Below are 24,273 nucleotides of genomic sequence, written 5' to 3'. Positions count from 1 at the left end.
AGCGCGATGGAGCCGCAGATGAGCAGATAGGGTCGTGAAGAGCGGCCGATGCCCACCGCGAAGCGGCATCAAGGGCTAATCAAACAAGCCGTCTGCTGAGCGCCTGCAACTTAAAGCGGGGGGCTTTCGGTGGCAAGCGGTGAATTTCAACAGCCTGCTAGGGCCTGTTGGCCCGGGCCACCCGCCGCCGGCGACCGGGCCTGCCCATCACTGGATCAGGTTGTTCTTGAGCGCGTAGTAGGTCAGGTCGCTGTTGGAGTCGAGGTGCAGCTTTTCCATCAGCCGCGTGCGGTAGGTGCTCACCGTCTTCACACTGAGCGACAGGTCCTCGGCGATCTCGCCCACATTCGCGCCCTGGGCGAGCTTGAGGAACACCTGGAACTCGCGCTCCGACAGGTGCTCGTGCGCTGGCCGTTCGCCGGGGCGGTTGAGCTGCTGGGCCAGCAGCTCGGCCACGGTGGGCGTGAGGTAGCGCTTGCCCAGCGCGATGACGCGGATCGCCTCCACAATCTCGGAGGGCTTGCACTCCTTGTTGAGGTAGCCGCTCGCCCCCTGGCGGATCAGGTTGATGGCGTAGTGCTCCTCGGGGTAGCCGCTCAGGATGAGGATGCCCATGTCCGGCGCCTTGGCACGCAGCATGGACATGGCGTCGAGCCCGCTCTGGCCGGGCATGGCCAAGTCCATCACGAGCACGTCGATGTCGTGCTCGCGGATCAGGTCGATGGCCTCGCGCCCGTTGCCGGCTTCTCCTTCGACCCGCAGGTCCACATGGTCAGCGAGAAACTGGCGCAGGCCTGCACGAACGATTTTGTGGTCATCCACGATGCCGATCTTGATCATTTTGGTTTTTTCTAAGGTTGATGAGAAAGCTGAAATGGGGGGTGAATACCGTCAATCCTTGGCCTCGTAGCCCAGCAGCCGCATCGCGCCCGTGAGCGATGCTGCCGCCGCGCTGTAACCGTCCCAGGGTGCATTGCCCTGGCGCAGGCGCTGCTCCACGGTGCGTACCGTCCAGTGCGCGCCACTGCGCAGATCGCCCAACTCGGACCAGGCCACGGGCACCGAGATGCCCATGCCCGGGCGCGAACGCGCGGACCAGGCGCTCACCGTGGTGGCGCCGCGCCCGTTGCGCAGGTAGTCCACGAAGATCTTGCCCACCCGGTTGCGCGGGCCGCTCCTGGCCACGAAGCGCGCAGGAATGGTCTGGGCCAGGTGCTGCACCACCGCCTGCGAGAAGCCCTTGACCGTGTCCCAGCCCTGCAGGCGCTTGATGGGCACGACCACGTGCAGGCCCTTGCCGCCGCTGGTCTTGAGATAGGCCGGCAGGTGCAGCTCCCTGAGCATCACCTGCACCAGCTGGGCGCCCTCCTGCACGGCCTCCCAAGACACGCCCTCGCCCGGGTCCAGGTCGAAGGTCATGCGGTCGGGGCGCTCGATGCGGTCCTTGCGCGCGTTCCAGGTGTGGAATTCCACCACGTTCATCTGCGCGGCCGACAGCAGGCCTTCGGGCCGGGCCACCTCCAGCAACGGAGCGTGGCCTTCGTCGAGCGCCGGATCGAGCAGGGTCACTCCGTCCATGCTGCCCTTGTCCAGGTGCTTCTGGAAGAACAGCTCGCCGCCCACGCCGTCGGGTGCGCGCACCAGCGAGACCGGCCGGCCTTTCAAGTGCTCCACCATCAGCGGGGCCACGGTGGCGTAGTAGCGCACCAGGTCGATCTTGGTGATGCCGGTCTCGGCATCGATCACCCGCTCGGGGTGGGAGATGCGCAGCGCCCCGGGCAATGCCGTGGAAGCTTTGGCGGCCTTGCGGGGGGCCTGTCTTTTCTCGATCGCCGCCATGGCCAGGGGCTTCTCCTGCACGATCGCCTTCGGCGGTTTGTCCGCACGCAGGCCGTGGAACACCGAATGGCGGATGCGCCCCTCCTTGGTCCACTCGGCAAACGACACTTCGGCCAGCAGGCGTGGTTTGACCCAATGGGCCTTCCTGTCAACGGCCGTGCCTTCGGGAAACGGGCTTCTGGGGGTCTGCAGCGCGCTGAGCCGGGTGTGCAGCTCCTTCAGAGTGCGCTCACTGAACCCCGTGCCCACGCTGCCGGCATAGCGCAGCGCGCCATCGTCGCCATGCACGGCCAGCAGCAGCGCGCCGATGCCCGTGCGTGCACCCTGCGGGTCGGTGTAGCCGGCGACCACGAATTCCTGCCGCTGGCTGCACTTGAGCTTGATCCAGTCCGGGCTGCGCCGGGAGACGTAAGGGCCCGATTTGCGTTTGCCGATCACCCCCTCGAAGCCCAGGTGGCAGGCCGAGGACACCAGATCCGAGGGCTTGGCCTCGAAACCTTCGCTGAAGCGCACATGCCCGGTCCCGGCCCCGTCCACCAGGGCGCGCAGGCGCTCGCGCCGTTCCACCACAGGCAGGCTGCGCAGGTCCCGCCCATCGGCGTACGGCAGGTCGAACACGTAGTACACCAGGTCCTTGGCCACGCTGGCGTCGAAGGCGTTCTGCAGCGCCTGGAAGTCGGGCGTGCCGTGCGCGTCCATGACCACGATCTCGCCGTCCAGCCAGCCCGATTGCAGGGGCAGCCTGGCGAGGGCCTTGACCAGCTGGGGCATGCGGTGCGTCCAGTCGTTGCCATTGCGCGTGAACAGGCGCACCGACCCCTGGTGCACGCGGGCCAGCAGGCGGTAGCCATCGAACTTGAGCTCCCAGAGCCAATCGGCGGTGTCGACCGGCGGCTTGTCCACCAGGGTGGCGAGCTGGGGCGCGAGGGCATCGGGCAGGGGCACCTTGCGGACCGACTTCGCGGAGGGCGCCGGTACGGCGGGTGCGCTGGCAATGCCCGGGGAGCGCGGCGGCGGCAGCGCCGCCAGCGAGGCCACGCTGTCGGGCATCTCCTCGACGACACTGAACTCGGCGGCGGGCCGCTCGAAATCGTCATGCTCCTTGATCAACAGCCAGGGCGGCTGCTTCTCGCCGCCCTTGCCATGCATGCGCACCAGGGTCCAGTGGCCCTTGAGCTTGTGACCATGCAGTTCGAACTTGAGCTTGCCCTTGCGGTAGCCTTCGGCCGCGTCGCCCAGGGGCACCCAGTAGCCCCGGTCCCAGACGATGACCTTGCCCGCACCGTATTGCCCGGGCGGTATCTGGCCCTCGAAGCGGTTGTAGGAGATGGGGTGGTCCTCCACCTGCACGGCCATGCGCTTGTCTGCCGGGTCCAGGCTCGGCCCCTTGGGCACGGCCCAGCTCTTCATGCTGCCGCCGAGCTCCAGGCGCAGGTCATAGTGCAGGCGGCTGGCCCAGTGTTTCTGGATCACGTACTGCAAGGCCCCCGCCACCGGCTCCCCGCCATCGGCCGGCTCGGGCGTCAGGGCGAAGTTGCGCTTTCGCTGGTAGGGAGCGAGGGCGTCGGCCATGTGCGGGTCTTTTGCCATGGTGTCAGGCAGCCCGGCGGGCGGGGGTTTTGCGGGCCGTGGTCTTCTTCGCGGCGGTCTTCTTCGCAGGGCTGGCCTTCCTGGCAGCCGCCTTCTTCGGCGTGCGCAGGGGGGTCACCGATGCGGCTTTGCCCTTCCCCTTGCCAGGCGCTGCGGCGGCAGCCTTGCCGCCCAGGCTGCGCTTGAGCAATGCGGTCAGGTCCAGCACATCCGCCCCGGCAGGGGCCGTCTCCTTGCTGCTGTCCACCTTGACCACCGTGGCCGTCTCCCCCGCGGTGACCTTGCTTTCCACGAGCTTGTGGATCTCCTCGGAGAACGAATTGCGGAAGGTGTCGGCGTCCCAGGGTTGGGTCATGTCCTCGATGAGTTGCAGCGCCATGTCCATCTCGGCCGGCTTGATGCCGGCGGCCTTGGCGTCGAGCGGCGGCAGGTTGAGCTGCTCGAACGAGCGAATCTCGCCCCCCCAGCGCAGCAGGTTCAGTACCAGCGCGCGCCCGCAGGGGATCAGCACCGCCAGGTGCTGCCTGGTCTGGATGACCACCTTGGCGACGCCGACCTTGTTGCTCTGGCGCAGGGCCTCGCGCAGCAACGCATAGACTTTTTCTCCGCGCTTGAGCGGTGCCGTGTAGTAGGGCCGCTCCAGGTACACGAAAGGGATCTCGTCGGCATCGAGAAAGGTCTCGATCTCGATGGTCTGGGTGATCTTGGGGTAAGCGGCGGCAATCTCCTCGGGCGTGAGCACCACGTAGTGCCCATCCTCGTACTCGATGCCCTTGACGATGTGCTCACGGGCGATCTCCTTGCCCGTGACCTTGTTCACGCGCTTGTAGCCCACGGGCTCCATGGAGCGCTTGTCCAGCCAGTCGAAGTCGATGCCGGAATCGGCCGTGGCCGAGTACAGGCCCACAGGGATGTGCACCAGGCCAAAGCTGATCGCCCCCTTCCACATCGTGCGTGTGGAGGTGGGTGCCTTGCCCGTGTCCTTGTTTGACTGGCGGCCCATCACAGTGCCTCAGCGGACGCGGCCCAGGCAGCCGCGCACCCGAGCATGCCCACCAAGGCGAGTGCCATGGTGGTTCCGGACGGCTGGATTATTGTTATCGCGCATGGTGCTGGTTCTTTCCTGAAGGTGTCAGGAAAGTAACATCCACCCGGAAGCGCTCTTGTAGGACAGGAGCCGCTGTGCCCCCCGGCCAACTTCCCGCAGCACCTGCCAGGGCTGCCCGCAGCGCGGGCTTCAGGCGATCGGCAGCCGGATATTCAGGTGCGGTCCGGCCGTGAGGTCAAAGACATCGGCACGGGCCAGGTCGGGGCTGTGGTGGAACTGCGCTTCCACGTACTCCGCCGTGAGCTGGCGGGCAATGGCCTCCAGCAGGGCATGGGCGCTGTCGAGCCCGCCGGCCGCGAAGCCGTTGCCCTCCAGCGTGTAGCTGTAGCGCCCATGGCGGTGGCTGACCAGCGCCAGCGCGATCAGGTGCCCCTCGGTGTCGCCCGCGTACACCCTGCCCCCGGGGAAGAAGAGGGTGTAGCACCGCACTTTCTGCAGCTGGTCCTGGCCGGGTGCGTGATTGATGGCGATCTCCTTGCCGCTGCGCGGCTTGACAAGGCACAGCCGGCAACGGTGGTGCCGGTTGCGCAAATTTTGCGGCCTTGCCTGCCTGCGCGCAAGTGCTTGAGCCCTGTCGCGCAGTGCAATCAGTCCGTGTCCTACAGCAGCAGGGTCAAGGATTTCCTACGATGCTTACGTCCGGACACGGGTTACGGGGCCTCGCTCCAGAGGGCAAGGCCGTTGCCGCACTGGGCATGCCGTACCTGCCTCCTGCCCAACCCCTTTTTTCAGAACGCTTACCTACCCACTGATGGCCGCCACCCGCACCAAGAAGAACGCCCCCACCGAAGCGCCTTCGGGCATCTCCAAATCGCCCACCGGCATCTCGGGACTCGATGAGATCACCGAGGGCGGCCTGCCCACCGGGCGCCCCACCCTGGTCTGCGGGGCCGCGGGTTGCGGCAAGACCATGCTGGCGGCGGAATTCCTGGTCCGCGGTGCCACCGTCTATGGCGAGCCCGGGGTCTTCATGATGTTCGAGGAATCCGCCGACGAACTGGCCGCGAACATGCGCTCGCTGGGCTTCGACCTCGACGCGCTGCAGCGGCAAAAGAAGCTGGCGCTGGATTTCGTGCGCGTGGAACGCAGCGAGATCGAGGAGACCGGCGAGTACGACCTCGAAGGCCTGTTCATCCGCCTGGGCTATGCCATCGATTCCATCAAGGCCAAGCGCGTGGTGCTCGACACCGTCGAAGCCCTGTTCGCGGGGGTCCCCAACCACGCCATCCTGCGCAGCGAGCTGCGCCGGCTGTTCCGCTGGCTCAAGGACAAGGGTGTCACCGCCATCATCACGGCCGAGCGCGGCGAGAGCGCCTTCACCCGCTATGGTCTGGAGGAGTACGTGGCCGATTGCGTGATCCTGCTGGACCACCGCATCGCCGAGCAGGTCTCCACCCGCCGCCTGCGTGTGGTGAAGTACCGCGGCTCGGCGCACGGCACCAACGAATACCCCTTCCTGATCGGCCGCTCCGGCCTGTCGGTGCTGCCCATCACCTCGCTGTCGCTGAGCCACCAGGCATCGCGCGAGCGCGTGTCCACCGGCATCGCCGGCCTCGATGACATGCTGGGTGGCCAGGGGATTTTCCGGGGCAGCAGCCTGCTGGTCTCGGGCGCGCCCGGCACCGGCAAGAGCAGCATTGCGGCGAGCTTCGTCAACGCCGCATGCGCGCGCGGCGACAAGGCCGTGCTCTTCGCCTACGAAGAATCCGAGAGCCAGTTGCTGCGCAACATGGAGTCCATCGGCCTGAACCTGCGCCGCTGGGTGGACAAGGGCCTGCTCAGGATCGAATCGACCCGCCCCACTCTGCAGGGGCTGGAGCAGCACCTGGTGCACATGTACGACATGGTGCGCGAATTCGGCCCTGCCGTGGTGGCGGTGGACCCCATCAGCAACCTGACCTCGCAGGGCGATGACACCGGCCTCAAGATCACGCTGATGCGGCTGATCGACTTCCTCAAGACCCAGGGCACCACGGCGCTGTTCACCAGCCTCACGGCCGACGTGGCCAACACGCCGATCGCCACGTCGGAAGTCGGCGTCTCCTCGCTCATGGACAGCTGGCTGCTGCTGGCCAACGTGGCCGTCAACGGCGAGCGCACGCGCACGCTGCAGGTGCTCAAGTCGCGCGGCATGCCGCACTCCAACCAGGTGCGAGAGTTCGTCTTTTCCGACGCGGGCGTCGACCTGGTGGATGTCTACCTCTATGGCGACCAGGTGCTCACCGGCACGGCGCGCATCGCCCACGAGGCGCAGGTGCTGGCGGCCAATGACCTGCGCGGGCGCGACCATGCACGCCGGCTGCGCGACCTGGCCAACCGCCGCAAGGCGCTGGACGCACAGATCGAAGCGCTCAATGTGGAAGCGCTGGAGCGCGCCGGCGAAGTGCAGTTCGAGATCGAGCGCGAGCGGCTGGAGGCCCAGGGCGTGCAGGACCGGGCCCGCAGCATTGCGGCCCGGCGCGGCGCCAAGGCTGCCGGCGCCCGGCCGAAAACCGCTTCGCGCAAGGGCTGATGGACATGGTACCCAACAGCACACCCCGCAAAGGCTCCGACACCGCCACCCCGGGCAAGGCCGAATGGCAGCTCAGGCTGTACGTGGCCGGATCCACTCCCCGCTCCACCGCCGCGCTGGACAACCTGCGGCGCCTGTGCGAGACCCATCTGGCCGGGCGCTACAGCATCGAGGTGGTGGACCTGCTGGTCAACCCGCAGCTGGCGGCCGGCGACCAGATCCTGGCCGTACCCACCCTGGTGCGCAAGTTCCCCGAGCCGATCCGCAAGATCATCGGCGACCTGTCAAACGAGGAGCGGGTGCTCGTGGGCCTGGACGTGAAGCCTGTGGGCTGATGGCCATGGCACGTCCCAACGCCCCGCCGGCGCAGCGCGATCCGCCAGCGGGGGACTCGCATGGCTACCTCTTTCGGCTCTACGTGAGTTCGACCTCGCCGATCTCGCTGCGCGCCATCGCCAATGCGCGCCGCATCCTGCAGGAAGCCTACCCGGGCAACCACCAGCTCACGGTGCTGAACATTGCCGAGCATGTGGCGCAGGCACGGGCCGACCAGATCATTGTCTCGCCCACCCTGCTGCGCCTGGCGCCCTTGCCCCAGCGCCGCTTCATCGGCGACCTGTCGGACCTGGAGCGGCTGCGCCGCGCCTTCGGCGTGCGTCTGCCGCCACCGCAGGAGGCCGCATGACCGCGGGTGACTACGACCTGGCCCCCGGCCTGGGCAGCGAAGCCAGCCTGGCGGCCGAGAACGCCGAGCTGCGGCTGCGCCTGCACGAGCTGGAGGAAACCCTGCACGCCATCCACACCGGCGACGTGGATGCGCTGGTGGTCAACGATGCCATCTACACGCTGGAGAGCGCGCACGCAGCCACCGACCAGTTGCGCCAGGACGTGCTGGGCCAGATGGAGGATGCCGTCTTCGCCTTCGACCGCGATGGCCTGGTGATGTACGTCAACGCCGCCGCGGAACGCCTCTACGGCGTGCGTGCCTCCGACGTGCTGGGCCAGCCCCGGCAGTTCATCTTCACCGAGATGCCCGGCAGCGGCGAGCAGAGCGCGGTGCCGGCCGACCCCGGCGCCCTGTCCACCCTGGGCACGGTGCACCGCGTGAACAGCGGCCGCCTGATCGACGTGGAGGCCGTGGTCTCGCCCCTGCTGGGGCCCCTGGGCCAGCCACTGGGTTCGCTGGCCGTGGTGCGCGACGTCACCCAGCGCCGGCGCGCCGAGCACTGGCGCAACATGCTGGCGCGCCTGCCCGAGCGGCTGCGCGAGGTGGGCGAGTTGCCGGCCATCGCCGCCGAGGGCGCGCGCCTGCTGGGCGAGACCCTGCGCGTGGACCGCACCTGCTACGCCAGCATCGATGCCACGGGCGAGCTATGCACCATCGACCAGGACTGGAGTACCCATGGCCTGGCCACGCTGGCGGGCACCTGGCGTCTGAACGACCTGGCCTCCTTTTCCGACGCCCTGTGGCGCGGCGAGCCCCTGGTGGTGAGCGATACCGGGGTCACGCCAGCGCGCGCCCCGCAGGGCACCATCGACACCCAGGGGGTCGGTGCCCTGCTCAGCGTGCCGCTGATCGAACAGGGCCAGCTCGTGGCCATGGCGCTGCTGCACCATGGCAGTGCGCGCCCCTGGATGCAGGAGGAGATCGACCTCGTGCGCGAGTTTGCCGAGCGCATCCGCTCCGTCTCCGAGCGCGTGCGCAGTGCCAATGCACTGGCGCTCAGCGAGGCCCGGCTGCGCGACGTGAACGAGAACCTGGAGGCCGCCGTGGCCGCCCGCACGGGTGAGCTGATGGCGGTGGAGGAAGCACTGCGCCAGTCGCAGAAGATGGAGGCCGTGGGCCAGCTCACGGGCGGTATCGCACACGACTTCAACAACCTGCTGGGCGCGGTGAGCGCCAGCCTGCAGGTGCTCAAGGTGCGCATGCAGCAGGGCAAGCTCGAACAGGCCGAGCGCTACATCGCCATGGGCCAGGATTCGGTCAAGCGCGCAGCCGCCCTCACCCAGCGCCTGCTGGCCTTTGCCCGGCGCCAGACACTCGACCCCAAGGCCACCGATCTGAACCAGTTGGTGGCCGGGCTCGAAGAGCTGGTGCGGCGCAGCGTGGGGCCGGATGTGCAGGTCGAGTGCACGCAGGCCCCCGATCTGTGGACCACCCGGGTGGACCCCTCGCAGCTGGAGAACTCGCTGCTCAACCTGTGCATCAACGCGCGCGATGCCATGCTGCCCGGCGGCGGGCGCCTGGCCATCGCCACGGCCAACATCGCGGCCCGCGACAACGCGGTGCGAAGCCAGGGCCTGCCGGTGGCCGACTACGTGTGCCTGTCCGTCACCGACACCGGCTCGGGCATGCCGGCCGAGCTGATTGAGCAGATCTTCGACCCCTTCTTCACCACCAAGCCCACCGGCCAGGGCACGGGCCTGGGCCTGTCCATGGTGTACGGCTTCGTGCGCCAGTCGGGCGGCCACGTGCGCGTGCAGTCCGAGGTGGGCGTAGGCACCACCATGCGCCTGTACCTGCCGCGCCACGATGGGCAGGTAGAGGAGGACGCGGCCGAGACCCCCGCCGATGCCGTGCAGCAGGGCGAAGGCGAGACCATCGTGGTGGTGGAAGACGAGGGCACCATCCGCACCCTGACCGTGGAGGTGCTCAAGGACGCCGGCTACACCGTGGTCGAGGCCCACGACGGTCCAAGCGCCCTGCGCACGCTGGCCGCCATGCGCCGCGTGGACCTGCTGCTCACCGATGTGGGCCTGCCCGGCGGCCTCAACGGCCGGCAGGTGGCCGACGCAGCGCGGCAGGACCGGCCGGAACTCAAGGTGCTGTTCATCACCGGCTTCGCCCAGAACGCCGCCGTAGGCAACGGCCTGCTCGATGCCGGCATGGAAGTCATGACCAAGCCTTTCGAGCTCACCGCGCTGGCGCGCAAGGTGCGCGACATGATGGACGGACAGACCGAGCGCACGCGGCCCGCAGTGCCGCAATAGACAAGGGCCGGTTGACAGGCCCTACTCAGAGGAGTCGGCAGACCCCACCGTTGCCAGCGCCGTGGCCGGCGCGGCCTGCGCCTGCACCCCAGGGGTCTGGGCGCGCCAGAAACCGGGCTCCATGCTGTTGGCCAGCACCAGGGCCAGCACCACCAGGGCACCCGCCACCTCGGCATACAGAAGACCGCGGCTCTCCCAGGGCGAGACGGGCTGCGGGAATTCGCCGGCAGGACGGCGGCCGGAGGCGGTGGGCGGGGGCTGGGTGGTCACGGCATGCTCCTTGAAAGTGGGTAGCTGAAAATAAGCTGCGTTGCGTCGCGGGCTTGTCAGACGGCATCCCCAAGCGATGTGGTGCAAGCAGAAAGCCGGTGCACAGGCGCCTTTTGTGCCCGTCCTGCTTCAAGTGTTCGCGTGCGACCCATCCACCCCCGCGCTGGAGTGCCCAAGCCAGCAGCGCCAATCCGGCTCTTTTGAGCCAGCTTTCGGCCCACTGCAAGCCGGTTTTCCGCGGCGGTCAATCCGAGCGCCAACGGTGCAGGTGTAAGCCAGCGAACGCGGCATGGGTTCTTTCACCAACACAGTGTCTTTGCCAGAGGACTAGAAACCGGCCCGGCTGAATGCCTGGGGGCATGCCAGCGTCGTTTCCCTGCATACCGCAGCAATACGCCTGGCTTCGCTCGGGGGTCTTCGTGGCGTCGCACACATTCCTGCGGTGCGACAAGGCTGTCGCCATCTCAGTGCAAACGACGGCCCTCTGCCTGACTGGGGGCTCGTTCGGGCACCCGCGAACCCGCTTCAGGGAGTGTGGCCATACGCTGCACCCGCCGCAGCGCTTCACGAGCAAGCAGATAGGCGTCGGTCTGCAATTGCGACAGATAGCGCATCGATGAACCACTGCGCCGGCCCGTACCGCGGGTGGCACGGTCTGCTCCCGAAGAGGGAGATGGGGAATGCGAATCCATGGTCAAACTCCTTTCTTGGCAGGTGAGCCGAGTGCTCGTGGTGTGGGGAGGCGTAAAGCCCGTGGAATGATAGGAAATCGCCGCCAGGATTTCAAGATCGGGCGCCGAACATGGAGGCATCCACCTCGGCGATGGAGCGAAAGGCCGGCCGAGCGAACAGGTAGCCCTGCATCAGGTGGATGCCTGCATCGCGCAGAAAATCGCGCTCCCCGGGCGTCTCGATGCCTTCCGCAACCACCAGGATGTCCATGTCTTTGCACAGGGACACCAGGCTGCGCACGATGGCTTGGCGCGCACGGTTGGCGTCCACGTTGCGGACCAGGTCCATGTCGATCTTGATGATGTCGGGCTGGAAGTCAGACAGCAGCTTCATCCCCGCATACCCGGCCCCGAAGTCGTCGATGGCGGTCTTGAACCCGCAGCGCTTGTACTCGCGCAAGATGGACGCGAACCAGGGCCCGTCCTGCACGCGCTCGCCCTCAGTCACCTCGAAGATGATCTGGTCGAGCGGAAAATGGTGGGTGCGGGCGGCCTCCAGCGTCGTGCGGATGCAGACCTCGGGTTTGTAGATGGCGTTGGGCAGAAAGTTGATGGACACTGGCTCGCGTATGCCCAGCTCGCTCGCTCCCCTGAGGGCCTTGACGCGGCAGGCCTGGTCGAAGCGGTAGCGGTTGTGGCCGTTGACCTGGGACAGCACGGTCATGGCGCCCTCGCCAGCAGGCCCGCGCACCAGGGCCTCGTGCGCGAACACCGTGCGACGCTCCAGGTCCACGATGGGCTGGTAGGCATAGTCGAACCGGAAACCCAGACCTTCGGCTTTGCCGCAGTCCTCGCAATCCTGCCGCGTGCCTTGCAGCGCAATGAAGTCGGCTGGAAAATCAGGGTTTACGTTGGATATGGGCAGCATCGTCGCAGTTTAAGGGCGCAGAAAGGGTGGCGCAGTTCCGGGCTTTGCAAATGTCCACCACCAGCCTGCAGCACGAGCGTCGCTTTGCCAATGCGCGGATCAGACTACCCCGGCGACGAGGCCGTGGTCGAGCGCCTCCTGGGCGGTGAGGTACCAGTCCTTTTCCAGCACCTTCTTTTCGACATCCTGGACGCTCAGGGAGCTGCCGTGCACCAACTGGGCAAAGCCCTCGGTCTGCAGCCGCTGGCCCGACTCGATTTCGGCCAGCACGTCGTTGATCTTGGCCCGGCAACTGCGCAAGGCGCCGTCCAGCGTGATCTGCCTGGTCATCTTGCGCTCATGGATGAGCAGTTCGCAGTCTCGCGTCATGAACCGATGGCTGCGGGGGATGCTGGACATGATGGTGATGCCGGCAGAGAACACGCAGGTCTTGCCGAGAAAGAAAATTTCGTTGCCCGCTTTCTGCCACAGTCGCAGCTCTTGGGCGATACGCCGGCCCGATTCGGCGTCGCCGCCGGATGTGCTCAGCTCGAACACGATGGGGGCATCGGTCCTCGCCTCGGATTGCTGGCGAAAGAATTCGGAGAGCATGGCTTCGTTGACTTCGCCGAACAGGCGGATATCGGGTGCGAGAGAAGGTAGCGATTTCATGGGGTAGCGGGATGGGGGGAAAAGGGGCCGCCACCGAGCGTAAAGCCCGGCCGCACCAGGGCTGTAGGACGCCCCCTCAATCTGTTACCCAGGCTTCAGTGCGCCCCCCGATGGCTGCTGCTCCTACGCGCGCAGCGAGGATGCACCTACGGTTGCCGCGCACGCACAGCCCAATCATCGAAGTCCTGATATCCAAGGAGCCCATGATGCCGACCACCACGCCAGCCCGCCGCGAGAAAGATGCCTGCGACCTGCTCGATGCAGACCATAAGGCCGTCAAGAAAATGTTCAAGGAGTACGAGGAACTCATGGAATCGAAGGCCCGCGCTGCAAAACAAAAGCGCCTGGAACTTGCCATGCAGATCTGCAAGGAATTGAGCGTGCACGCCCGGATCGAGGAAGAGATCTTCTACCCTGCGGTGCGCGCCGCGATCAAGGAAACCGAGCTGCTGGCAGAAGCCGAGGTGGAGCACCAGACCGCCAAGGACCTGATCGCGCAGATCGAGGCGGCGACAGACGTGGACGAGCTGTTCGACGCGAAGGTCATCGTACTGGGCGAGTACATCGACCACCACGTGAAGGAAGAGCGCAACGAGATGTTCCCCAAGGCCCGTGCGGTCAAAAAGCTCGACCTGGTGTCCATGCGCGACGCGCTCGAAGCGAGAAAGGCCGAGTTGATGGAGGCCGAACTCGCGTCCGCGTAAGTTCTGCGCAAGGGGGCCTGCGGGCCCCCTTCTTCAAGGCATGCGCCGAGCACGTACGAGCGCGGATACCGCTCAGCCGCCCCTTTACCGGAGTTCCGTGGATGCGCCTGATCCTTACCTACCCGGAAGATGCCAAAAGCGAGGAAATGGCCGATGCGGCCGTCGCTGCGGCGCGCAGGGTCTGCGACGAGGCGCAAGAGCATCCCTACATGGCGTGGCGCGACCACTCCATGGTGAACTCGGGGCTCAACCTTCCGGGATGGGTGTTCTCCGACACGGAGATCCGCGCCGCGCTCGTCTGGGCCAAGGCCCTGGACGCTGCAGAGCACTACCTGACCGTACCCGAATACTGCAGCGTGGAAATCGAGGTCGAGTTCGAGCCTGGGGACGCGGTCCCCGGGGATCTGCCCGGCCCCGACCGCCGGGTTCTGCGCGAATGCTGGTACTGGCGCATACATTCAAGTGCAACCCAAAGCGCGTCTTGAGTACCGTTGCAGCCATGCCCCTGCGCACCGGGGTGCGGTCGATGCGCCCTCATATTGACCCCCACAACACCATGATCACCGCATTGCCCTTTCGATAGGCAGGGCCGCCAAGTCGATGGGCGGGCCTTGGTGTATGCGCAGGGGCTGCTGTCTCAGGAAGACACCTTGCGGCAATTGCCTCGGCGCTTTCGCGCAGTATTTCGTTGCGCAGGAGTTCTCGGTACCCACCGAGTGACCGGCCACGTTCTGGTGCCGGCCATTGAACGTCAGCCTGGGCCATGGCGCACACTCCGCTTTCTGCCATCGATCCATTGCACGACGGCAGCGCGCGCAGCGAAGAGCCCTCCGATCATGGCCACGAGGGCGAGGCGGGTGGCCAGCGGGAAATCTTCACCATGGCAGCCGCCGCGCGCTGCGACCGGGATCGGGATCGGGTCGCCAGGCAAGCCCATGGGTTGGTGCATGGCTTCGCTCACAGGGTCCTCGCTCTTCACCGGGGTTTCGGGCGCCTGGGGAGTCCTGGGAGCATCGCGGTGCGAGCCGTATTCGGTGGCATACACCTTGGTGAACTCGGCGCCCAGCAGAAAGATCTGCGCGGCGTAGTACACCCAGATCAGGATGATGGCGATGGAGCCGGCCGCAGCATAGGTGGAGCTGAGGCCGGCCTTGCCCACGTACAGGCCGATCAGCACCTTGCCCAGTTCGAACAGCGCCGCCGTGACGGCCGCGCCCACCCACACGTCGCTCCAGGCAATCCGCGTGGAGGGCATCAGCTTGAAGATCATGGCAAAAAGCACGGTCTCCACCACCACCGACAGCAGCATGTTGAGTCCCTGCAGCACGATCTCCCAGCCGGGCAGCAGGGCCGAGAACCAGGTGCCCAGCGCGGCCACCGCCGCGCTCACGGTGAGCGAGGCGATGAGCAGAAAGGCCAGGCCCAGGATCAGCCCGAACGAGAGGAAGCGCGCACGCAACAGCCCCCACAGGCCGCGGGGCTTGGCCTTCTCGGGCACATGCCAGATGCGGTCGAGCGCGCTCTGGATCTCGGCAAATACCGTGGTGGCGCCGATGACCAGGAACACGATGGAAATGCCGCTGGCGACTACCCCTTGCGCGGGCTCGCGCGCGCTGCTGACCAGGCCCTGGATCGCGGCCGCGCCGTCGCTGCCCACCAGGCCTGCTATCTGGCCCTGCAGCGCACCGCGCACGGCCTCCTCGCCAAACACGTAGCCGGCGATCGCGATCACGATGACCAAAAGCGGCGCAATGGAGAACGCGGTGTAGTAGGAGATGGCGGCCCCCATGCTCGGTGCGTAGTCGTCCACCCAGGCCAGGGCTGTCTTCTTGCAGATGTCGAACAGGGTGGCAGGTTTCATCGCGGCTTGGCAGAAAGGGCGCAGCACCCTGTTGTACCGCCTTGCCAGCCCGCCCTGTGTAGGCGGGTGCCCCGCCGAGCCCCGGTGCGACCCTCAATCCACCTGCCGCACCCCGCGGCAGGCCGGGAAGCTGGAGCAGCCCCAGAAGGCACTGCCGGCATTGCTGCCGGTGCGCGCGATGCGGCGCACCATGCCGCTGCCGCATTTGGGGCAGCCGGGTTGAGCAGGTGGGGAGGCGGGCGCGGGGGCTCCAGCCGCAGCGGGCATGGTGGGCCGGTCCGGGGGCGCTGCCGGCGCGTGGTGCACACCACCATGGGCTGCGATGACGGCCGCCACTGCCGAACGGGACTGCTGCGCCTGCTGCAGCATGGCCAGCAGGCGCGGCCCGTCCACCAGCTGCAGGTTGCGCCCCTGGGTGAAGAGCTTGGCCTCGTTGGTGAAGCGGCCCGAGGTCACCACGAAGCCGCCCGTGGCGCCGCGTGCGGCCATCACGCCATAGAGCTCGCGCACGGTGTCCACCCCCACCTTGAAGGCCTTCCACTGCTTGCACTGCACAAAGAACTTCTCGCCCCCACGGGTGAGCACCAGGTCCACCCCGCCATCGGGCCCTCCGCCGCCGGTCTCTGCCACCTGAAAGCCCTGCAGGCGGTAGGCCTCACCCACCAGCATCTCGAACTCGCTCCAGGACATGCCGTCGATGGTGCTTGCTGCCGGGGCGTGGGTCACGGCATTCACCAGGGCACGGCGCTGATGGCGCCGCCAGGCCGAGAGGGCAGCGCCCGCCAGGCAGACCACGGGCACCACGTACTGGCCGAAGGTGGCCAGAGCCCCCAGCAGCGCGCCCTGCACCAGCGCGCCCATCTGGCCAGGGCGGGCCACCACCGGCTGGGCCCAGGAAGCGGCCAGCTGGCTGAGCAACAGGTAGCCCAGCAGCGCCAGCCCCACGCCGGCCCACCAGGGCAACAGGGCGACGAGGTCCATCACCCCCTCCAGGGGACTGCTTCGGTTGCGCCGTGCCATGGTCGGTTCCCTCTCATTTCTTGTGTGAGCTGCAGGCATTATTCGAAACACGGGGCCCTTTGCCAGCTTTGAATTGCACGCGGCGCGGCCAGGGCTTGCGGCAGCCATTTTTCGGCGTGCCGGCCGCCGCGGCTCGCGGTGGCAGCCCGGGCCCATGCAGCCTGGCGAAATCCCGCGCCCCTCGCCTTGGCAATAAATGTGGCGGTGTTTTGGGCGGCCCGTGGTAGAAGCTGGAGCAGATACCCCCTTTGATGGAGCCCGCTCTGGTTCTGTCAGCGCCGTCTTACAGCACAGAGCTTGGCAGGCGGTTATTTTCGGGGGATGGGGCGAGCGTTTCCGGGGGCGGAGGCGTGCGCCACCCTACCTGGAGGCTCACATGAAGTGCCCCCCTACCCTGCCGACCGAGGAGGCGCGGCTGCAGGCGCTGGCTGACCATGGGCTCGAAGACGAGCAGGCCTTGCCCAGCCTGGACCCCGTGGTGCGCATTGCCGCCCGCATGTTCGGCATGCCCGTATCGGCCGTGAACATGATCGGCTGCGACCACGTGTTCTTTGCCGCGAGCACCGGGGTGGGCGAGGTGGACATGGGCCGCGACGTCTCCTTCTGCGCCCATGCCATCGCGCAGGATGGCGTGATGGTGGTGCCCGACACCTGGAAGGACGAGCGCTTCCACGACAACCCCCTGGTCACAGGCCCCTCCAAAGTGCGCTTCTACGCCGGCGTGCCCCTGCGCTCGCCCGAGGGCCACCCCATGGGCGCGCTGTGCGTGCTCGATGACCGCCCCCACGATGACTTCAGCGCCGAGGACCAGGAGCGCCTGCGCGAACTCGCGCGCATGGCCTCCGACCGGCTGGAGCTGCACCGCATCGAGACCTCGTCCGAGCGCACGCGGCCCTCGTTCGACGAGTATGCGGGCAACTCCACCACACCGGTGGTCTGGTTCGACGAGATGCGGCGCATCGTGGCGATCAACACCGCGGCCGCCGCGCTGCATGGCTACCACCCGGCCGAATGCGTGGGCCAGCCGCTGGAGCTGCTGCTGGCCGAAGAGGAGTATGCCACCTTGCGCGAAGGCATTGCGCGCGCGGTGGAGGCGGCCTCGATGCAGGACCTGAAGATCCCCACCGAGGTGTGCGGACGGCGCAAGGACTACACGCACTTCCTGCTCGGCATCTCGCTGTTCATCTGGCGCCACAACGGCCGCCTGCGCTTCGAGGCCGTGCTCAAGGACCTCACGACCCAGCGGCGCGAAGAGGACGAACTGCGCCGCCAGGCCAGCAGCGACGCACTGACCGGGCTGGCCAACCGCAACTGCTTTTACCGCCGCGTGCAGGACGCCCTGCTCAGCCCCTCGCCGCAGCCCGCAGCCGCCGTGCTGATGCTCGACCTGGACGGTTTCAAGGACGTGAACGACACCCTGGGCCACGCCGTGGGCGACGGCATCCTGCAGGAAGTGGCGCGGCGCCTGGCACGGCTGGCAGGCCATGCCCTGTTCGAGGCGCACCGCAGCCGCGGCCCCATCGCCGCCCGGCTGGGGGGCGATGAATTTGCCCTGCTGCTGCCCGGCGTGGAGGACGTCGAGGCCGCCAACCAGCTGGCCCAGCGCGCCATCGGCGCCATCCACCAACCCATCGCCATCGCCGGCCACGAGGTGCGCGTGGGCGCCAGCTGCGGGGTCTCGGTGGCGCCCCTGCAGGCGCACGAGGCGCTGGAACTGGTGGGCAATGCCGACCTGGCGCTGTCACAGGCCAAGGCCGAGGGGCGCGGGCGCAGCCATGTTTTTGTGCCAGCGCTGCGCATGGCGGCCGTGGCCCGGCGGCTGTACGGCATGGAGCTGGACCGCGCGGTGGACAACGGCGAGCTGGTGCTCTACTACCAGCCCCAGGTGCTGCTGGAGGACGGCTCGCTCTCAGGCGCCGAGGCCCTGATCCGCTGGCAGCACCCGCAGCGCGGCCTGCTCGCGCCAGCGGCCTTTTTGCCCGCGCTCGAAGGCGGCCCCCTGGCCGCCCGGGTGGGCTCGTGGATCCTGGACGAAGCCTGCGCCCAGGCCGCCTACTGGCGTCGCCACGGCGCCCCGGGGCTGCGCATCGGCGTGAACCTCTTTGGCGCACAGTTCCGCGTGGGCGACCTGGCCACCGAGGTCATGGAGATCCTTGCGCGCCATGGCCTGCCGCCCGATGCGCTGGAGCTGGAGGTCACCGAGAACATCGTGCTCGACCACGACGACGTGGTGCCCGGCATGCTGCGCCGCCTGCGCGATCAGGGCGTGGGCATCGCCTTCGACGACTTCGGCACGGGCTATGCCTCGCTGAGCCTGCTGACCACCTACCCACTCACGCGCATCAAGATCGACCGCAGCTTCGTGCAAGGCATGCTGGAGTCGCGGCGGGAGGCCTCGGTGGTGCGCGCCATTCTCGACATGGTGCGCAGCTTCGACCTCCAGGCCACGGCCGAGGGCGTGGAGACCGAGGCCCAGCATGAGCGCCTGCGCAGCGAGCATTGCCACGAGGGCCAGGGCTTCCTGTTCGCACGCCCCATGTCGGCACAGCAGTTCGGCGAGGCCTACGGCCTCGGCCCCTTGCGCCGGGCCACTGGTTGACCCAGGCGCGCAGGCCGCGCCATCGCCTGCAGAATTACCTATTGTTTCAAAGGCTAATGAGACACATTCTCATTTAATACCCTATACTTCACCCATACCGCAGAACAGCACCACGCTTACCAACCAACCGAACCCTGCACACCATGTCGACACTCGCAATGCCCCGCCCCGTCCTTCGACTGCAACGCCCCGTGGCGCAGCGCGCGTCGGCCGTTGCCGACCAGGCAACGGCAGCGGTGGTGGCCCAGGCACCGGTCGAGTCGGCCGCCGCAGGCTTGCTGCGCAGCATCAACAGCGCCACCATGCTGGGCACGGCCAAGGTCGTGAACATCCTGCACAACGGCTCGGTCTACCAGCTCAAGACCACCAAGCTCGGAAAGCTGATTCTGACGAAATAGGTTTCATCGTGGGGAGACTCCCGGGACCTCGGTCTCGAAGGGTCTTTTTTTGCTAGCCACCCGTAACCCGGCAGCCATGCTTTTTTTCCCCGCGAACACCACCGCTGCGCCCGGGGCCTGACAGGCCCTCGCGCTCCCCGCAGCCTGCCGGCACGGCGTGCGCGGCCTTCTCCCATCCCCCATTTTTCCGCCCATCCGGGCACCTGCATGCGGGCTGGCACATGGCGTTACATGTCCGTGCCCGCACCACCCTGCGCGGCCTGTTCCTGCCGCTTGCACGGCCCAGCCATGCGCTCTTTGCAAGCATCTGCAACCCTAGCTGAACCATCTGTTGCAGGCCTTGCAGGTGGACAGGCGAGCTCCCCGCCGCGACCTGGCGCACACCGCCTCGATCCCTGTGCGCAACCACCCGTAACAGCAGTCACAGAGGTCATGAATCGCTGTTGTCTTACACGCGGAACTGGGACACTTTGCTGAAATCAAACCACTGGCCATTGAGGCTGGTGCGGGGTCATTGAGGCCCCCATCCCGGATTGTTTTTTGCCAACCTGGAGTCGTGCCATGAAGTTCCACCACCTGCCTCCCCGCATGCGTGCCGTTGCCGCATTTGTGGTGACCGTCGTGCTGGCCTTCCTGGCGGCAGCAGCCCTGCTGATGCCCGACATCATGGTGCAGTCGGTGGACTCCATGGTCCGCCTGCCCGGCGGCGTGGAGCAGATCCTCACGCAAGGTTTCCCCGAGTAAGGATGCGCGCCACGGTACATGCGCAAGGGGTGCCACCAGGCACCCTGGTTATCCAGGCTGCGGGCGATGGCTCCGTCGCCCACCCGTCCCTCTCTCCCTCCTGCGCAGTCGCCGCAGGATGTTCCTCCCTCCACTTCCCCTGCGCCGGCCCCATGATGGGCATGCCGCATGCCAAATCACCCCCAAAAAGGGCGCAAACGCAACGCCCGCGCGGAACCTGCTGGCAAAAAGAGGAGCACGGGAGTAGCATCTGGCCTTGCACGCCGTTCCGGCGGCGCTGCATAACCACAGGAGGAACACCGTGAACCCACGTTTCCTGAACCTTGATCGCAAGGGCCCTGGTGCCATCGCCGCGCTGGCGGTATCGCTGGCTGTACTGGCCGTCGCCTGCTCCAGCCCCCGCGAAAACTCGCTCGATGACTTCGCCCGCTGGCACGACAGTGCCAAGGCGCAGGCCCAGGCCGGTGCGCTGATGTGGAGCGAGTTCTACAAGCAGAGCTTCGACCGCCTCACCGCCCTGCCCCCGTCCATCCAGCAGGACACCCGGCTGGAAAACACCGTGCTGCTGCTGTCCACCGCGCGCAAGTACGAAGCCAGCGAAATCACGGCCCTGCAGTTCAACGCCGAGCGCGAGAGCATCGAGACGCAGCTGCAGGCGCGGCTGCGCTGAGTAGAGCCGGCCTGGCCTGATCGATGGCCCACGACCCGGCCCCGCGACGATGAAGCGCGGCGGCCCAGGGCGTGCCATCCCCTCGTCCATCCCACTTCTTGCACATGCATCTTCGAATGGCACGCCCCGTGAGCAACCTGGCGCGCTCGGTGGCCCAGTACACGCAGGGCCTGGGCCTGGTGCAGCTGGGCAGCTTCGAAGACCATGCGGGCTTTGACGGCACCATGCTGGGCACGCCCGGTGCGGGCTTTCACTGGGAGTTCACCGTCTGCACAAGCCACCCGGTCGTGCCGGCCCCTACGCCCGAGGACCTGCTGGTCTTCTACGTACCGGAGCCCGAGGCCTGGCAGGCACGCTGCGACGCCATGCTCGCCGCCGGATTCACGGAGGTCCTGCCTTTCAATCCCTACTGGACACAGTCAGGCCGCAGCTTCGAAGACCCCGATGGCTACCGCGTGGTCATCCAGTGCGCAGCCTGGGGCGGCGGCATGGCTGCGTAGGCCCCAGCCCTCACCGGGCACAGCATGCGGTGGCAGCCTGGGCCGCCGAGGAAGCACAGCCCCGGGCCACGGGCACCGCCAGGGGCAGTTGCACCCGCTGCTCCAGCGCGGCAGCCGACTCCTTGCGCTCGCTGTACCGGTCTACAAGGTAAGGCGCCACATCGCGCGTGAGCAGGGTGAATTTCACGAGTTCTTCCATCACGTCCACGATGCGGTCGTAGTACGCCGAGGGCTTCATGCGGTCGTTGTCGCCAAACTCCTGGAAGGCCTTGGCCACCGACGATTGGTTGGGGATGGTGAGCATGCGCATCCAGCGCCCGAGCACGCGCATCTGGTTCACCGCGTTGAACGACTGCGAGCCGCCACACACCTGCATCAGCGCCAGCGTCTTGCCTTGCGTGGGGCGCACGGCGCCCTGGGCCAGCGGGATCCAGTCGATCTGGGTCTTCAGGATGCCGGTCATGGCGCCGTGGCGTTCGGGCGAGCACCAGACCATGCCTTCGGACCAGGCAGCCAGCGTGCGCAGTTCCGCCACCTTGGGATGCGAGTCCGGCGCGCCATCGGCCAGCGGCAGGCCTGTGGGGTCGAAGGTCTTCACCTCAGCGCCCAGGGCTTCGAGAATGCGCGCCGCCTCTTCGCTCGCCAGGCGGCTGAACGAGCGTTCGCGCAGCGAGCCGTAGAGCATGAGGATGCGCACCGGGTGGGTGGAGACCAGTGGGGCCGACAGGCGGACGGTGTCGGGCCGCTGCAGCAATGGGGCTTCGATGTGTGGCAGGTCGGTCAAGGAAGAACTCCTGGGCGGTGGAGGTGGATCGGGCTGATGAATATTCGACATTTCATCAAATATTGAACCAATGAGCGGACTGTGAGACTGTGACCTTGCGGGATGCGACCCCTCAGGCTGCAGTGGCAGTCTTGCGGCGCTTGCCGGAGGCTGTGGGGGTGGCGGAGGCCGCAGGCGCACAGCCCCCCTGGCCGGGCAGCTCGGCACACAGGCCGGGATTGCCCGCGCAGCATTCTTCGGTCAGGTAGGCGATCAGCTCGGCCATCAGCGCCAGGTTGGCCCGGTAGCGCTGGTAGCGGCCCTCCTGCTCCACGCTGAGCAGCGTGGCGTGCGTCATGCCCTTCAAGTGGAAAGACAGGTTGGTCGGCGGCAGGTCGAGCGCCGCGGCGATCTCGCCGGCCACCATACCGCCCGGCCCCTGTCGCACGAGCAGGCGGAACACATCGAGCCGCACGGGCGACGACAGCGATTCGAAGACGGAGGTGGCGGTTTCTTTTTGCACGGACCGACTATACGAGAACGTTTGCAGCATGGAGCGGGCCCCCAGGGCTCACACCCGTCGATTGCCTTGGGCATCGATGACCAATTCGCCGTCTTCCTTGGCAAACGGACCCGGCAGCGCGGGCAGCAGGTCGAGCACCGCTTCCGAAGGCCGGCACAGCCGCGTGCCCAACGGGGACACGACGATGGGCCGGTTGATCAGGATGGGGTGGGCCAGCATGGCGTCGAGCAGGTGCTCGTCCGACAGCGCAGGATCCTGCAGGCCCAGTTCGTCATAGGGCGTGCCCTTTTGCCGCAACAAGGCCCGCGCGGGGATGCCCATCGCAGCGATCAGCTCCTTGAGCTTTTCGCGGCCCGGCGGGGTCTGCAGGTATTCGACGACGGTCGGCTCGATGCCCGCGTGGCGGATCATGGCCAGCACATTGCGGGACGTTCCACAGGCCGGGTTGTGGAAGATGGTGGTGTCGGTGGAGGCTTGCATGGCACAATAATACAACTATTGTTGAAATATTCAATCAATAGCTTCGATGCCCATCACCCAAAGAGAGAAGAAACCGATGCTCCTGGCCCTGTCCATCTTTGTCGCTACCATCGCGCTGGTCATCTGGCAGCCGCGCGGCCTGGGCATTGGCTGGAGCGCCAGTGCGGGCGCTGCCCTGGCCCTGGCCACCGGGGTCGTGCACTGGGCCGACATCGCCGTGGTCTGGCAGATCGTGTGGAACGCCACGGCGGCCTTCATCGCCATCATCATCGTGAGCCTGCTGCTCGACGAGGCGGGCTTCTTCGAGTGGGCGGCCCTGCACGTGGCACGCTGGGGGCGCGGCAGCGGCCGCATGCTGTTCGCACTCATCGTGCTGCTGGGCGCGGCCGTGGCGGCGCTGTTCGCCAACGATGGCGCGGCGCTGATCCTCACCCCCATCGTGGTCGCCATGCTCGCGGCCCTGGGCTTCGGGCCCGGCGCCACGCTGGCCTTTGTGATGGCGGCAGGCTTCATCGCCGATGCGGCCAGCCTGCCGCTGGTGGTGTCCAACCTGGTGAACATCGTCTCGGCCGACTTCTTTCGCATCGGTTTCAACGACTATGCCGCCGTCATGGTGCCGGTAAACCTCGCATCGGTCGTGGCATCGCTGGTGGTGTTGCTGCTGTTCTTTCGCAAGGACATTCCTGTCGCCTATGACCCGGCCCAGCTCAAGCTGCCTGTAGCCGCCATCCGCGATGCGGCCACCTTCAAGGCGGGCTGGGCCGTATTGGCGCTGCTGCTCGTGGGCTTTTTTGGGCTGGAGCCACTGGGCGTGCCCGTCAGCGCTACGGCCGCGGCGGGCGCCGCACTGCTGCTCGCCGTGGCAGCCCGGGGCCATATGATCAGCACCACCAAGGTGCTGCGCGGGGCGCCCTGGCAGATCGTGGTCTTCTCGCTGGGCATGTACCTGGTGGTCTACGGGCTGCGCAACCAGGGGCTCACGGCCTACCTCAGCCAGTGGCTGAACCACTTCGCGGGCTACGGCATCTGGGGCGCCGCCATCGGCACCGGCGTGCTGACGGCGCTGCTGTCGTCCCTCATGAACAACATGCCCACGGTGCTGGTGGGTGCGCTGTCCATTGACGCCTCCAGCGCCAGCGGCGCGGTGAAGGAGGCCATGGTCTATGCAAACATCATCGGCAGCGACCTGGGCCCCAAGATCACGCCCATCGGCTCGCTGGCCACGCTGCTGTGGCTGCACGTGCTCGCGCGCAAGGGCATCCGCATTGGCTGGGGCATCTATTTTCGGGTGGGTGTGGTGCTCACCGTGCCCGTGCTGCTGGTCACGCTGGCGGCGTTGGCCCTGCGGTTGTCCTTGCGATAGGCCAGCGCAGAAAAAGAAGCGGGGCGGGGGCCAGGGTGGGTGCCTGTCCGCCTTCCTCCCCAAGACGGGTTCCGGGGATCCACCCCAA

At 67.1% G+C, this 24,273-nt stretch carries 25 protein-coding genes; 12 read left to right on the top strand and 13 right to left on the bottom strand.

The features are described from left to right. Nucleotides 1-207 precede the first annotated feature (207 nt). From AC3WOH_RS20835 to AC3WOH_RS20820, 4 genes are all read right to left on the bottom strand, one after another. Nucleotides 208-840, bottom strand: coding sequence for a response regulator (locus tag AC3WOH_RS20835; RefSeq protein WP_007857152.1), 633 nt, complete (start codon nucleotides 838-840; stop codon nucleotides 208-210). 51 nt (nucleotides 841-891) lie between these two features. Then, the gene (ligD, locus tag AC3WOH_RS20830) at nucleotides 892-3,429 is read right to left on the bottom strand and encodes a DNA ligase D (RefSeq protein WP_492231237.1); all 2,538 of its coding nucleotides are present in this window, start codon (nucleotides 3,427-3,429) and stop codon (nucleotides 892-894) included. Nucleotides 3,430-3,433: 4 nt separating this feature from the next. Next, nucleotides 3,434-4,432 (bottom strand): non-homologous end joining protein Ku, encoded by a 999-nt coding sequence (gene ku / locus AC3WOH_RS20825; protein WP_492231236.1) that lies wholly within the window; start codon nucleotides 4,430-4,432, stop codon nucleotides 3,434-3,436. 234 nt (nucleotides 4,433-4,666) lie between these two features. Next, a complete protein-coding gene (locus AC3WOH_RS20820; RefSeq protein WP_492231235.1) occupies nucleotides 4,667-5,068 on the bottom strand; it encodes a hypothetical protein in 402 nt (133 codons plus the stop codon). A gap of 220 nt (nucleotides 5,069-5,288) precedes the next feature. Here AC3WOH_RS20820 and kaiC point away from each other — a divergent pair, with 220 nt between their 5' ends. From kaiC to AC3WOH_RS20800, 4 genes are read left to right on the top strand one after another with little or no spacing between them, the layout of a single operon-like run. Beyond that, entirely contained in the window at nucleotides 5,289-7,049 is a 1,761-nt protein-coding gene (gene kaiC, locus AC3WOH_RS20815) for a circadian clock protein KaiC (RefSeq protein ID WP_492231234.1), read from the top strand. Further along, nucleotides 7,049-7,384, top strand: coding sequence for a circadian clock KaiB family protein (locus AC3WOH_RS20810; protein ID WP_492231233.1), 336 nt, complete (start codon nucleotides 7,049-7,051; stop codon nucleotides 7,382-7,384). Before kaiC ends, AC3WOH_RS20810 begins: the two co-directional genes overlap by 1 nt. A 5-nt stretch (nucleotides 7,385-7,389) precedes the next feature. Beyond that, nucleotides 7,390-7,734: a circadian clock KaiB family protein gene (locus AC3WOH_RS20805; RefSeq protein WP_492231232.1), complete on the top strand. Its 345-nt coding sequence runs from the start codon at nucleotides 7,390-7,392 to the stop codon at nucleotides 7,732-7,734. Further along, entirely contained in the window at nucleotides 7,731-10,040 is a 2,310-nt protein-coding gene (locus AC3WOH_RS20800) for an ATP-binding protein (RefSeq protein WP_492231231.1), read from the top strand. Before AC3WOH_RS20805 ends, AC3WOH_RS20800 begins: the two co-directional genes overlap by 4 nt. 21 nt (nucleotides 10,041-10,061) lie before the next feature. On the opposite strand, the gene AC3WOH_RS20795 is transcribed toward AC3WOH_RS20800, so the two are convergent. From AC3WOH_RS20795 to AC3WOH_RS20780, 4 genes are all read right to left on the bottom strand, one after another. Further along, nucleotides 10,062-10,310, bottom strand: coding sequence for a hypothetical protein (locus tag AC3WOH_RS20795; protein ID WP_492231230.1), 249 nt, complete (start codon nucleotides 10,308-10,310; stop codon nucleotides 10,062-10,064). Between the two features lie 464 nt (nucleotides 10,311-10,774). Next, nucleotides 10,775-11,002 carry a hypothetical protein gene (locus AC3WOH_RS20790; protein ID WP_492231229.1) on the bottom strand — a complete coding sequence of 76 codons (228 nt, stop codon included), beginning with the start codon at nucleotides 11,000-11,002 and terminating at the stop codon, nucleotides 10,775-10,777. A gap of 91 nt (nucleotides 11,003-11,093) precedes the next feature. Beyond that, nucleotides 11,094-11,909 carry an EAL domain-containing protein gene (locus AC3WOH_RS20785; RefSeq protein ID WP_492231228.1) on the bottom strand — a complete coding sequence of 272 codons (816 nt, stop codon included), beginning with the start codon at nucleotides 11,907-11,909 and terminating at the stop codon, nucleotides 11,094-11,096. Between the two features lie 99 nt (nucleotides 11,910-12,008). Beyond that, nucleotides 12,009-12,560: an ATP-dependent Clp protease proteolytic subunit gene (locus tag AC3WOH_RS20780; RefSeq protein ID WP_492231227.1), complete on the bottom strand. Its 552-nt coding sequence runs from the start codon at nucleotides 12,558-12,560 to the stop codon at nucleotides 12,009-12,011. A 206-nt stretch (nucleotides 12,561-12,766) separates the two neighbouring features. On the opposite strand from AC3WOH_RS20780, the gene AC3WOH_RS20775 reads away from it, so the two are divergent. Both AC3WOH_RS20775 and AC3WOH_RS20770 read left to right on the top strand, forming a co-directional pair. Beyond that, nucleotides 12,767-13,264 (top strand): hemerythrin domain-containing protein, encoded by a 498-nt coding sequence (locus tag AC3WOH_RS20775; RefSeq protein WP_492231239.1) that lies wholly within the window; start codon nucleotides 12,767-12,769, stop codon nucleotides 13,262-13,264. Nucleotides 13,265-13,365: 101 nt separating this feature from the next. Further along, entirely contained in the window at nucleotides 13,366-13,749 is a 384-nt protein-coding gene (locus tag AC3WOH_RS20770; protein ID WP_492231226.1) for a hypothetical protein, read from the top strand. 266 nt (nucleotides 13,750-14,015) lie between these two features. Here the strand turns inward: AC3WOH_RS20770 and AC3WOH_RS20765 are convergent, their stop codons facing one another. Together AC3WOH_RS20765 and AC3WOH_RS20760 are read right to left on the bottom strand one after the other, a co-directional pair. Next, nucleotides 14,016-15,125 (bottom strand): YihY/virulence factor BrkB family protein, encoded by a 1,110-nt coding sequence (locus tag AC3WOH_RS20765; protein WP_492231225.1) that lies wholly within the window; start codon nucleotides 15,123-15,125, stop codon nucleotides 14,016-14,018. A gap of 93 nt (nucleotides 15,126-15,218) precedes the next feature. Further along, nucleotides 15,219-16,145, bottom strand: coding sequence for a restriction endonuclease (locus AC3WOH_RS20760; protein WP_492231224.1), 927 nt, complete (start codon nucleotides 16,143-16,145; stop codon nucleotides 15,219-15,221). A gap of 376 nt (nucleotides 16,146-16,521) precedes the next feature. Between AC3WOH_RS20760 and AC3WOH_RS20755 the strand changes: the two genes are divergently transcribed. The 5 genes from AC3WOH_RS20755 to AC3WOH_RS20735 all read left to right on the top strand — a co-directional run bounded on the left by AC3WOH_RS20755 (nucleotide 16,522) and on the right by AC3WOH_RS20735 (nucleotide 21,056). Continuing rightward, nucleotides 16,522-18,744 (top strand): putative bifunctional diguanylate cyclase/phosphodiesterase, encoded by a 2,223-nt coding sequence (locus tag AC3WOH_RS20755; protein WP_492231223.1) that lies wholly within the window; start codon nucleotides 16,522-16,524, stop codon nucleotides 18,742-18,744. Between the two features lie 143 nt (nucleotides 18,745-18,887). Next, on the top strand, nucleotides 18,888-19,142 hold the full coding sequence (hemP, locus tag AC3WOH_RS20750; protein ID WP_492231222.1) for a hemin uptake protein HemP: 255 nt from the start codon (nucleotides 18,888-18,890) through the stop codon (nucleotides 19,140-19,142). A gap of 561 nt (nucleotides 19,143-19,703) precedes the next feature. Continuing rightward, nucleotides 19,704-19,886 carry a hypothetical protein gene (locus AC3WOH_RS20745; RefSeq protein ID WP_492231221.1) on the top strand — a complete coding sequence of 61 codons (183 nt, stop codon included), beginning with the start codon at nucleotides 19,704-19,706 and terminating at the stop codon, nucleotides 19,884-19,886. Nucleotides 19,887-20,187: 301 nt separating this feature from the next. Beyond that, the gene (locus AC3WOH_RS20740) at nucleotides 20,188-20,556 is read left to right on the top strand and encodes a hypothetical protein (protein ID WP_492231220.1); all 369 of its coding nucleotides are present in this window, start codon (nucleotides 20,188-20,190) and stop codon (nucleotides 20,554-20,556) included. A 116-nt stretch (nucleotides 20,557-20,672) separates the two neighbouring features. Next, nucleotides 20,673-21,056 (top strand): VOC family protein, encoded by a 384-nt coding sequence (locus AC3WOH_RS20735; protein ID WP_492231219.1) that lies wholly within the window; start codon nucleotides 20,673-20,675, stop codon nucleotides 21,054-21,056. 10 nt (nucleotides 21,057-21,066) lie between these two features. Here the strand turns inward: AC3WOH_RS20735 and arsH are convergent, their stop codons facing one another. From arsH to arsC, 3 genes are all read right to left on the bottom strand, one after another. Further along, complete coding sequence (gene arsH / locus AC3WOH_RS20730) at nucleotides 21,067-21,891, bottom strand: arsenical resistance protein ArsH (RefSeq protein ID WP_492231218.1); 825 nt, start codon at nucleotides 21,889-21,891, stop codon at nucleotides 21,067-21,069. A 61-nt stretch (nucleotides 21,892-21,952) separates the two neighbouring features. Then, complete coding sequence (locus AC3WOH_RS20725; RefSeq protein ID WP_492231217.1) at nucleotides 21,953-22,342, bottom strand: ArsR/SmtB family transcription factor; 390 nt, start codon at nucleotides 22,340-22,342, stop codon at nucleotides 21,953-21,955. Nucleotides 22,343-22,390: 48 nt separating this feature from the next. After that, entirely contained in the window at nucleotides 22,391-22,822 is a 432-nt protein-coding gene (gene arsC, locus AC3WOH_RS20720) for an arsenate reductase (glutaredoxin) (RefSeq protein WP_492231216.1), read from the bottom strand. Between the two features lie 76 nt (nucleotides 22,823-22,898). On the opposite strand from arsC, the gene AC3WOH_RS20715 reads away from it, so the two are divergent. Beyond that, on the top strand, nucleotides 22,899-24,185 hold the full coding sequence (locus tag AC3WOH_RS20715) for an arsenic transporter (protein WP_492231215.1): 1,287 nt from the start codon (nucleotides 22,899-22,901) through the stop codon (nucleotides 24,183-24,185). Nucleotides 24,186-24,273 lie beyond the last annotated feature (88 nt).

The organism is Acidovorax sp. FW305-C-20-28 (assembly GCF_058783375.1).
The sequence above is the reverse complement of the archived record's forward strand: the minus strand, read 5'-3'. Positions and strand labels throughout refer to the sequence as shown.